Below are 9,640 nucleotides of genomic sequence, written 5' to 3'. Positions count from 1 at the left end.
GGAACCTCGCTTGCGGAATTCATCAGGGCCAGTGGAGGCAATGCCAAAACATAAACAGGCCGGACAGACGACAGTACTGACGAAAATGACCGCGCATATCACCAGAAAACACTTGCAATGCAGGAGCCACCCACAGATGACATTCGCGACCTTGCAGCATTTCGGAGCTATGGGCTGAAATCCTGCCATTTGCCGCAACCGGTTTGAAGGTCCGCAGTCTGTGAACGGGCCAAACTTCGCAAAGGTCGGCGTCTAAGCGTTGCAACTGTTCCGAGGGATGTTGTTGCCAGAGGCACGGCATCTCAGTGCAGATCGCGTCAGGGATTGAACCCATACCGCGCTTTCACTTATAGAGCGTCGAAACGGATACATCAGCAGGAGGCTCACGATGGCCGGCCATTCCAAATGGGCAAATATTCAGCATCGCAAGGGACGTCAGGACGCGGCGCGCTCCAAGCTGTTTTCCAAGCTCAGCAAGGAAATCACCGTCGCGGCCAAGATGGGCGATCCCGATCCCGACAAGAACCCGCGCTTGCGGCTCGCGGTCAAGGAAGCGAAATCGCAATCTGTGCCCAAGGACGTGATCGACCGCGCGATCAAGAAATCGCAGGCGGGCGAGGGCGATGATTATGAAGAGATCCGCTATGAGGGCTATGGCCCCAACGGCGTGGCGGTGATCGTCGAGGCGATGACCGACAACCGCAACCGCACCGCGTCGACCGTGCGGTCAACCTTTTCCAAGAATGGCGGTAATCTGGGCGAAACTGGCAGCGTTGGTTTCATGTTCGACCGCAAGGGCGAAGTTACTTATCTCGCCGAAGTCGGCGATGCGGATACGGTGATGATGGCCGCGATCGAGGCTGGGGCCGAGGATGTTGAAAGTTCCGAGGACGGGCACGTCATCTGGTGCGCGGATACCGATCTGAACGACGTTTCCACCGCACTTGAGGTCGAACTGGGCGAATCCGAGAGCACCAAGTTGGTCTGGCGTCCGACCACCACGACCGAAATGGATCTGGAGGGCATGCAGAAGCTGATGAAGCTGATCGACGCTCTGGAAGATGATGATGACGTGCAGCGCGTCACCAGCAATTTCGATGCCAGCGACGAGGTGATGGATCAACTCTGAAAAGAGTTGATTCTCAGCCGCTGACGTAGGGTGCGTTTTTCGCCTTCGCGGGGCGATAAAAGATCTTTTGATTGTGGAGCCGCCCGAGCAGATCGTGAATGGCAGAGAGCTCTTTGTCGATCAGGTCGCTGCGCGTCGTGTCTGAAGGTGCATCGGTCTCCTCCAAAAGCGCCAGTCTTTCAATAGAGACCGCCTGCTTATGCAGTCTCAGGGCTGCCTCGATACGTTCGATATCGTCTACAGTCAGTTCAAAGTTCTTGTTGTAGCCAGCCATTCATCGACCTCTTTGGTTTGCGACCAGATGTGTCCTGCAAACGGCATATAGGGGGCGATATGCGACATGGCTAGCGCGAACTGGGCTTGATGCGAAAGAATACTCTCGCATACTGGGCTGAAGCGACATATTGTTGCGCTCAGATTTGCACCAGTTCTTCAGCTGCCGCACTACGGACGGCGCGGATCAGCGGAGCAAGTGTTGGTGCCATGATCCGGCTCACCTGCAGGGAAAGCGGTACGTCGAGTGGTGCATCGGCGATGAGCGGCACAAGTGTTTCAGTCTCCAAATGCGCCGTGACGAGCTGTTCGGGATTCATGCCCCAGCCCAGCCCAAGCCGCGCTGCGTCGATGAACGCCTGCGTCGAGGGCAGGTAATGCACCGGCGGGGATAGGTGGACGCTGAACATCTGGTCGATCCACCTGCGTTGCAGCATATCCTTGGCGTCGAACGTCAGGCAGGGCGCGCGGGCAAGGGACGCCGGATCGACCTGCTCTTGAAACCATCGCTTCTTAAAAGCGAGACTGGCCGTCGGAATATAGCGGAGCGCGCCAAGCGGCCAGGCGTCACACCCGGCTGCGGGCTTTTCGTGTGCGGTGATCGCCATGCTCACCTCGCCGCGACGGAGCCATTGGGCGCTGTGATCCTGATCATCGATGACAAGGTCAAACAGCACGTCCTCGACCTCTGACAGCGCGCGAATGAGCCATGTGGCAAGGCTGTCGGCGTTGACCGCAATCTTGAGCCGGGCAGGGCCGGTCGTGTTCTCAAGAGCAAGTTCGCGGCTGACATGCGCCTCGAGCAGGGCGACGTCCTCGGCATGTTTGACCAGTCGCGTTCCGGCAGGCGTGCCCGTACAGGGGCTTCCGCGTAGGACCAGTGCACCCCCAACGCGATCCTCCAGAGCCTTGATCCTTTGCGAGATCGCCGAAGGTGTGACGCCCAGATCGGATGCTGCCGCGTCAAAGCTGCCGCGACTCAACACTGCTGTCAGGGCGGTGAGTTGATGGGGATCAAATTGCATTAGCGTTTCTTAATTATCCTAAAGATCTTTAACTGGATAAAGGTACCGACCCTGTTTAGTCAAATCCAGACGACGCATAGGGGGCATTATGACATCGACGTTTTTTGCAGGTTTTGCTTTGGGTTTCAGCCTGATCCTGGCGATCGGGGCGCAGAATGCCTTTGTCTTGCGTCAAGGTCTCCGACGCGAGCATGTGTTCTGGATTTGCCTGACCTGTGCTGTGTCTGACGCACTGCTCATCACCGCAGGGGTCGCCGGATTCGGATCTCTGGCGACCTATGTGCCATGGTTTGAGCCGGTGATGCGTTACGGAGGTGCTGCGTTCCTGATCGCTTATGGTGCGATGAGCATGCGCAGCGGATGGCGAGGCGGCTCGGCCCTCGTCACAGCGAACGGATCATCAAGTGGCCTCGTGACGAGCCTGATGACGGTGTTGGCCTTTACCTGGCTCAACCCGCATGTCTATCTCGACACGGTTGTGCTGATCGGATCGATTTCGGCGCAATACCCTGATCGGCTGCAATTTGGCCTCGGCGCGGTCACGTCCAGCTTCGTGTTCTTCTTTACTCTTGGTTACGGCGCGCGGCTGCTGGCGCCGTTGTTTTCTCGTGCAACGGCTTGGCAGGTGCTGGATGTTCTGATCGCAGTGATCATGTGGGCGATTGCAATCAAGTTACTTATCATGTGAAGGGTTGTGTCGGGCGCCGATCGGGTGTTGAAGATGGATCATGGAAAACGCACAATCATCGCGCCCCATGGTTGGCATTTTATGGATGCTGGTGACCGGGCTGTGCTTTGTGGCCGTCACGGCCATCGTCAAATATCTTGGCCCCCGGATTCCGCCAGAAGAACAGGCTTTTTTGCGGTATTTTCTGGGGCTGGTCTTCCTGATTCCGATGCTGCCGGCATTGTTGAAAACACGGTTGAACACCAAACTTGTTCTGCAATTCAGCGTGCGCGGGGCATTGCACGCGGTGGGCGTGATGCTGTGGTTCTATGCCATGACCCGAATCCCACTGGCTGAGGTGACGGCGATTAACTATTTGGCACCGGTCTATGTCACGCTTGGCGCGGCATTGTTTCTGGGTGAAAGGCTTGCGATGCGGCGCATTGCGGCGGTAATCACTGCCCTGATCGGCGCGGTCATCATCCTGCGGCCCGGTTTTCGTGAAATACAACCGGGGCATTGGGCGATGCTGTTGGCGGCGGTACTCTTTGGTGGATCATATCTGCTTGCCAAAGTCACGGTGGGCAAGGTTCCCGCAGCCGTTGTTGTCGGGATGCTGTCCATCGTGGTGACCTTGGCGCTGGCACCGTTTGCCTATGCGGTTTGGGTGACACCCACCTGGACCGAGATCGGCATTCTGTTCGGTGTGGCGTGTTTTGCCACGGCAGGCCACTATACGATGACACTGGCGTTTGCGGCGGCCCCGGTCGCTGTCACCCAGCCGGTGACGTTTCTTCAACTGGTCTGGGCAACGGCGCTCGGGGCACTTGCGTTCAGCGAACCGGTTGATTTCTGGGTGGTGCTTGGCGGGGCGATTGTTCTTGCCTCTGTCAGCTTCATCACCTGGCGTGAAACCATGCTGAACCGTCGCCAGATCACGCCGGCGACACCCGCAACCAAGGTTTGACCCCCGTCGTCGGCGCTCGGTCGACCAAGTTGTTTCCGCAAAGTTGCAGATGAACAGTTGAACTGTCGTGCCAACTTCGAAATACCCTTGATCCCATTGCAGGGAGAACGATCATGATTAGATCGACAGCCACATTATTGCTTATGACGTTGGCACTCGGCCCTTCCGCGGCACTCGCGGGCCTGGAAGTGTGCAACGATACCGAGGTTCTTCAGGCTGTCGCAATTGGGTATCAGCGCGGAGGCGACAAGATATCAGAGGGCTGGTGGACGATTGAACCGGATTCCTGCCAAACGCCGCTTGCCCGCGATCTGGCAGGCGGGCAGATTTATCTGCACGCCAAGTCACCCGATCCCTTGCCCGCACGCACCGGGGCAGAGTTTTGCACAAGCGAATCACGTTTCACGATTGTGAACAGTGACGACTGTATCGTGCTGGGACATCAGATCGCGCTGTTTCACGCCATACCGGTTGAAGAAGGCCAGGCGCATGTCACCGTGCAACTGTCCGAGTTGAGCGAGCCTGACGCTGCGATGACACTGGTTCGCGATGACGCGGTGTTTCAATCCTGTCAGCCAGCCGATGAGGAGGGCGCCCTGACCTGTTCGTTCCATGCGGGTGGCATCAGATACGAAATCAACGCAGACACGCCGGCACCGGTCCTCGAATTTTTGGGTGAACTTGCACCCGCTACACCGCTTGCGGTCACGGGTACTGTCACGGCGCTGGACGACATCGTCGCGTCCGTGACGTTGAGCAAGGCGCAATCCCGACCCGAAACGCCTGCGGACAAGATGCTGATGCTCTTGCAGGGGGAGTGGGTGTCTGTGGACGATCCCAACGAACACCTGACGATTTCGGGGTCGGAAAGAACCGGCCACTATGACGGGTCGGATACGGGAACTGACTATCTGTCGCTTCAGGAAAGCTGCGATGATGAGACCGGGGTCGGTCCTTACCTGCGGGCCACCGACAGAGCCCATGGGGACGTTTATTGCTATGCGATCGAAACGCTGGATGCGACCGATCTGTCGCTGTTCTATCTGCCAAGAGGCAATCTGCTTGAATACCAAAGGGCAGAGTGACCGCCGTCAGGATTTTATTGATTGACGAGTCAATAAACAGTTCCTAGCTTCGAGCGCGCAGCAGCTCGGAGCAAAGACATGCCCAAGATCGGAATGGAACCCATTCGCCGCGAGGCGTTGGTCAAGGCGACGATCGCTGAAATCGGCTCGGCGGGATCGCTCGATGTGACCGTCAGCCAGATCGCAAGGCGTGCCGGCATGTCGAGCGCGCTGGCGCATCATTATTTTGGCGGCAAGGATCAGATTTTCCTTGCTGCGATGCGCCGCATACTCACGGATTTTGGATCGGAAGTGCGCAGCGAACTTGGCCGCGCAAGGCCGGATGCCCGTGCAGAAGCGGTGATCAGGGCTTGTTTTGCCCCGTCCTGTTTCACGCCCCAGACCATCAGTGCCTGGATGACGTTTTATGTATTGGCGCAAAAGAACACTCAGGCATTGCGTCTTTGGCAGATTTATCAGGCACGCATGCGATCAAACCTGTCCCACGCCCTAAGGCCCTTGACCAAGGACCCGCGTATTGCGGCGAACACGCTGACTGCCTTGATCGACGGTCTCTACATCCGTGCGGCCCTGAACGAGCCGGATACGCCGGAAATGGCGACGACCCATGCCTTATCGGTGCTTGAAATGCTGAAGGAACCGCGCCTGTGACGCAGCCAAATATCCTGATCCTGATGGTCGATCAACTGAACGGAACCTTGTTTCCCGACGGGCCAGCAGACTGGTTGCATGCTCCCAATCTCAAGCGGCTGGCCGAACGCTCGGCACGTTTTGCAAACGCCTATACGGCCAGCCCCCTCTGTGCGCCGGGGCGGGCGAGTTTCATGTCGGGGCAATTGCCCGAGCGGACCGGTGTTTATGATAACGCGGCCGAGTTTCGCAGCGATATCCCGACCTACGCCCATCATCTGCGCCGCGCGGGATATCACACTTGCCTGTCGGGCAAGATGCACTTTGTCGGCCCCGATCAGTTACACGGGTTTGAGGAACGGTTGACCACAGATATCTACCCGGCGGATTTTGGGTGGACACCGGATTACCGCAAACCGGGAGAGCGCATCGACTGGTGGTATCACAACATGGGCTCGGTGACCGGGGCAGGTGTCGCCGAGATCAGCAACCAGATGGAATATGATGACGAGGTGGCCCATCACGCACGGGCCAAACTATATGATCTTGCACGGGGCAAGGATGATCGCCCTTGGGCACTGACGGTCAGTTTCACCCATCCACACGATCCGTATGTGGCGCGTCGCAAGTACTGGGATCTCTACGAAGACTGCGACCATCTGCTGCCAGAGGTGCCGGCGATGGAGTATGATGACCACGACGCCCACTCCAAGCGCATTTTTGACGCCAATGACTGGCGCAGTTTTGACATCACTGAAGACCACGTTAAACGTGCGCGCCGTGCCTATTTCGCCAACGTTTCCTATCTTGATGACAAGATCGGTGAAATTCTTCAGGTGCTGGAAGACACCCGACAAGAGGTGATTGTGGTCTTTGTCTCGGACCACGGCGATATGCTGGGTGAGCGCGGCTTGTGGTTCAAGATGTCGTTCTTTGAGGGTTCGTCGCGCGTTCCCTTGATGATCGCGGCCCCGGAAATGCCTGCCGGACGGATCGACACACCGGTGTCGACACTGGACGTCACTCCGACGCTGGGTGCGTTGGCGGGCATAGACATGGCCGAAATCGCGCCATGGACCGATGGCGAAGACCTGACGCCGCTGGCAAACGGGACCGAACGCACAAGCCCTGTTGCAATAGAATACGCCGCCGAGGCCAGCGATGCGCCGCTGGTGTCGCTGCGCTATGGCAAGTGGAAGTACAACCGGTGTGCGCTGGACCCGGAGCAACTCTTTGATCTCGAGGCCGACCCGCATGAATTGACCAACCTAGCGGAGGACCCGGCGCATCAGGGCACGCTTACCAGCCTGCGCGCCAAATCCGAAGCACGTTGGGATCTTGACGCCTTTGATGCCGCGATACGTGCAAGTCAGGCGCGGCGATGGGTGGTTTACGAGGCGCTGCGGCAAGGGGGCTATTATCCTTGGGATTACCAGCCGCTGCAAAAAGCGTCCGAGCGCTATATGCGCAACCACATGGACCTGAACGTTCTTGAGGAAAACCAACGCTTTCCGAGGGGAGAATAATGTCATGCTGACGGTTTATGGACGTGCCACGTCGTCTAATGTTCAGATTGTGATGTGGACGCTCGCGGAACTGGGCATCGCAAATGAACGGCTCGATTATGGCCACGCACATGGCGGGTTGGATACGGCCGAATATGGCGAGATGAACCCACACCGGCGCGTGCCGGTCTTGCGTGACGGTGATCTTGTGATCTGGGAAAGCTGCGCGATCCTGCGGTATCTTGCGGCGAAGTATGGTGATGGTGGTGCGTTTTGGCCAGCGGACCCAACGGCCCGCGCCCCCATCGACATGTGGGCAGAGTGGGGAAAGAACGAGTTGTCGCAATCCTTTACCGTGCCCATCTTCTGGCCCCGGGTTCGCACCGCGGCCACCAAGCGGGACGAGGCGGCACTGACGGCGGCAATCGCCCGGTTCAACGCCCTGCTGGCCCGGCTTGCCCCACAGTTGGAGGGCAAGCGCTATGTTTGTGGTGAGGCCCTCAGCGCCGCTGATATCACCATCGGACACCTGCTGTATCGCTGGTTTACCATCGATGTTGCGCGTGATCCCAACCCGAATGTCGAAGCCTATTACGACCGTCTGACCCAACTGGAAACCTATCGCCAGCATGTGATGGTCGACTATTCGGTCCTGCGGGACCCGGAGGCATGATGGAAGCAGATTTTGTCATCGTCGGGGCCGGTAGCGCCGGATGTGCCATGGCCTATCGCCTATCCGAGACCGGAGCGTCAGTCATCGTGATCGAACATGGCGGCACCGATGCTGGCCCATTCATCCAGATGCCCGCCGCGCTCAGCTATCCGATGAACATGTCGCGTTATGACTGGGGCTATCAATCCGAGCCTGAACCGCATCTGAACAACCGGCGCTTGGCCTGTCCGCGTGGCAAGGTGATCGGTGGTTCTTCCAGCATCAACGGTATGGTTTATGTGCGCGGCCACGCGAAGGATTTCGACCATTGGTCCGAGGCGGGTGCCGATGGTTGGAGCTATGCCGATGTGCTGCCCTATTTCAAACGCATGGAATCCTGGCACGATGGCGGCCACGGCGGCGACCCGGCATGGCGCGGCACAAACGGTCCGCTGCATGTGACGCGAGGACCGCGCAATAACCCGTTGCATTCAGCCTTTGTGATGGCAGGCGAGCAAGCCGGGTACCAGCTCACCGATGACTATAACGGGCGCAAACAGGAAGGGTTCGGCCCGATGGAGCAGACCGTCTGGAACGGTCGGCGCTGGTCTGCGGCCAATGCCTATCTGCGCCCGGCGCTAAAGCGCGACAATTGCACCTTGGTGCGGGGATTGGCCTGCAAGGTGGTGATTGAAGACGGGCGGGCAACCGGCGTCGAAGTCGAACGCAGCGGGCGAAAAGAAGTGATCCGGGCGCGGCGAGATGTTGTACTGGCGGCCTCGGCGATCAATTCGCCCAAGTTATTGATGCTGTCGGGTATCGGCCCTGCCAGCCACCTTGCCGAACACGGGATCGCGCCCATTGTTGACCGACCCGGTGTGGGCGCGAACCTTCAGGACCATTTGGAGATGTATATCCAGATGGCCGCAAGCCAGCCGATCACACTCTACAAACACTGGAACCTTGTCAGTAAGGCGTTGATCGGCGCGCAATGGCTGTTTTCCAAGACCGGACTTGGGGCCTCCAACCAGTTTGAGAGCGCGGCCTTCATTCGGAGCCGGGCAGGGGTGCCCTATCCGGATATCCAGTATCACTTCCTGCCGATGGCGGTGCGCTATGATGGCAGGGCCGCGGCAGAAGGGCACGGATTTCAGGCCCATGTCGGTCCGATGCGGTCGACCAGTCGGGGGGCCGTGACCCTGCGCAGTGGCGATCCCGTCGAAGCACCGATGATCCGCTTTAACTACATGTCCAACGAGCAGGATTGGGAGGATTTCCGGACCTGCATCCGTCTGACCCGCGAGATCTTTGCCCAGCCTGCGTTTGCGGATTTTGTACGCCATGAAATCCAGCCCGGAGAGACGCTTCAGACCGACGAAGAATTGAATGCCGCCATCGCCGAACATGCCGAAAGCGCCTATCATCCTTGCGGAACCTGCCGCATGGGGCGGGCGGACGACCCGAATGCGGTTGTCGACCCGGCAGGGCGGGTGATCGGCGTTGACGGGCTACGTGTGGCGGACAGCAGTATCTTTCCGCGCATCACCAACGGCAACCTGAATGCGCCGTCGATCATGGTGGGCGAAAAGATGTCTGACCACCTCCTTGGCAAGGCCCCTCTGGCCCCCACCAATGATGAGCCTTGGTTGAATTCCGCGTGGAAAGTCGCGCAACGCTGATTGGGTAAAAGACGAACAAAAGCTGGAT

At 58.5% G+C, this 9,640-nt stretch carries 10 protein-coding genes; 8 read left to right on the top strand and 2 right to left on the bottom strand.

The features are described from left to right. Positions 1–388: 388 nt before the first annotated feature. Complete coding sequence (locus ABJO75_RS13185; protein ID WP_348135602.1) at positions 389–1,129, top strand: YebC/PmpR family DNA-binding transcriptional regulator; 741 nt, start codon at positions 389–391, stop codon at positions 1,127–1,129. Positions 1,130–1,142: 13 nt separating this feature from the next. On the opposite strand, the gene ABJO75_RS13180 is transcribed toward ABJO75_RS13185, so the two are convergent. After that, a complete protein-coding gene (locus ABJO75_RS13180) occupies positions 1,143–1,403 on the bottom strand; it encodes a hypothetical protein (protein ID WP_348135603.1) in 261 nt (86 codons plus the stop codon). Positions 1,404–1,542: 139 nt separating this feature from the next. Continuing rightward, positions 1,543–2,427 (bottom strand): LysR family transcriptional regulator ArgP, encoded by an 885-nt coding sequence (locus ABJO75_RS13175; protein ID WP_348135604.1) that lies wholly within the window; start codon positions 2,425–2,427, stop codon positions 1,543–1,545. Positions 2,428–2,515: 88 nt separating this feature from the next. On the opposite strand from ABJO75_RS13175, the gene ABJO75_RS13170 reads away from it, so the two are divergent. The 7 genes from ABJO75_RS13170 to betA all read left to right on the top strand — a co-directional run bounded on the left by ABJO75_RS13170 (position 2,516) and on the right by betA (position 9,612). Next, entirely contained in the window at positions 2,516–3,115 is a 600-nt protein-coding gene (locus tag ABJO75_RS13170; RefSeq protein ID WP_348135605.1) for a LysE/ArgO family amino acid transporter, read from the top strand. A gap of 40 nt (positions 3,116–3,155) precedes the next feature. Beyond that, positions 3,156–4,061, top strand: a complete 906-nt coding sequence (locus ABJO75_RS13165) for a DMT family transporter (RefSeq protein WP_348135606.1) — start codon at positions 3,156–3,158, stop codon at positions 4,059–4,061. A gap of 113 nt (positions 4,062–4,174) precedes the next feature. Further along, a complete protein-coding gene (locus ABJO75_RS13160) occupies positions 4,175–5,146 on the top strand; it encodes a DUF1036 domain-containing protein (protein ID WP_348135607.1) in 972 nt (323 codons plus the stop codon). 78 nt (positions 5,147–5,224) lie between these two features. Then, on the top strand, positions 5,225–5,797 hold the full coding sequence (gene betI, locus ABJO75_RS13155; RefSeq protein WP_348135609.1) for a transcriptional regulator BetI: 573 nt from the start codon (positions 5,225–5,227) through the stop codon (positions 5,795–5,797). Further along, entirely contained in the window at positions 5,794–7,302 is a 1,509-nt protein-coding gene (betC, locus tag ABJO75_RS13150) for a choline-sulfatase (protein WP_348135610.1), read from the top strand. Before betI ends, betC begins: the two co-directional genes overlap by 4 nt. 4 nt (positions 7,303–7,306) lie before the next feature. Further along, positions 7,307–7,954: a glutathione S-transferase family protein gene (locus ABJO75_RS13145; RefSeq protein ID WP_348135611.1), complete on the top strand. Its 648-nt coding sequence runs from the start codon at positions 7,307–7,309 to the stop codon at positions 7,952–7,954. Further along, a complete protein-coding gene (betA, locus tag ABJO75_RS13140; RefSeq protein ID WP_348135675.1) occupies positions 7,954–9,612 on the top strand; it encodes a choline dehydrogenase in 1,659 nt (552 codons plus the stop codon). The genes ABJO75_RS13145 and betA overlap by 1 nt, the downstream gene beginning before the upstream one ends. The last annotated feature ends 28 nt before the right edge of the window (positions 9,613–9,640 follow it).

Source organism: Sedimentitalea sp. (genome assembly GCF_039973035.1).
Taxonomy (GTDB): Bacteria; Pseudomonadota; Alphaproteobacteria; order Rhodobacterales; family Rhodobacteraceae; genus Sedimentitalea.
Note: the sequence above shows the minus strand (reverse complement) of the source record. Positions and strands in the feature narration are given on the sequence as shown.

Bases quoted from the DNA above. Each gene is read 5' to 3' on its own strand.
- ABJO75_RS13175 (WP_348135604.1), bottom strand. From the start codon at position 2,427: ATGCAATTTGATCCCCATCAACTCACCGCCCTGACAGCAGTGTTGAGT.
- betA (WP_348135675.1), top strand. From the start codon at position 7,954: ATGGAAGCAGATTTTGTCATCGTCGGGGCCGGTAGCGCCGGATGTGCC.
- ABJO75_RS13145 (WP_348135611.1), top strand. From the start codon at position 7,307: ATGCTGACGGTTTATGGACGTGCCACGTCGTCTAATGTTCAGATTGTG.
- betI (WP_348135609.1), top strand. From the start codon at position 5,225: ATGCCCAAGATCGGAATGGAACCCATTCGCCGCGAGGCGTTGGTCAAG.
- ABJO75_RS13180 (WP_348135603.1), bottom strand. From the start codon at position 1,403: ATGGCTGGCTACAACAAGAACTTTGAACTGACTGTAGACGATATCGAA.
- ABJO75_RS13160 (WP_348135607.1), top strand. From the start codon at position 4,175: ATGATTAGATCGACAGCCACATTATTGCTTATGACGTTGGCACTCGGC.
- ABJO75_RS13165 (WP_348135606.1), top strand. From the start codon at position 3,156: ATGGAAAACGCACAATCATCGCGCCCCATGGTTGGCATTTTATGGATG.
- ABJO75_RS13185 (WP_348135602.1), top strand. From the start codon at position 389: ATGGCCGGCCATTCCAAATGGGCAAATATTCAGCATCGCAAGGGACGT.
- ABJO75_RS13170 (WP_348135605.1), top strand. From the start codon at position 2,516: ATGACATCGACGTTTTTTGCAGGTTTTGCTTTGGGTTTCAGCCTGATC.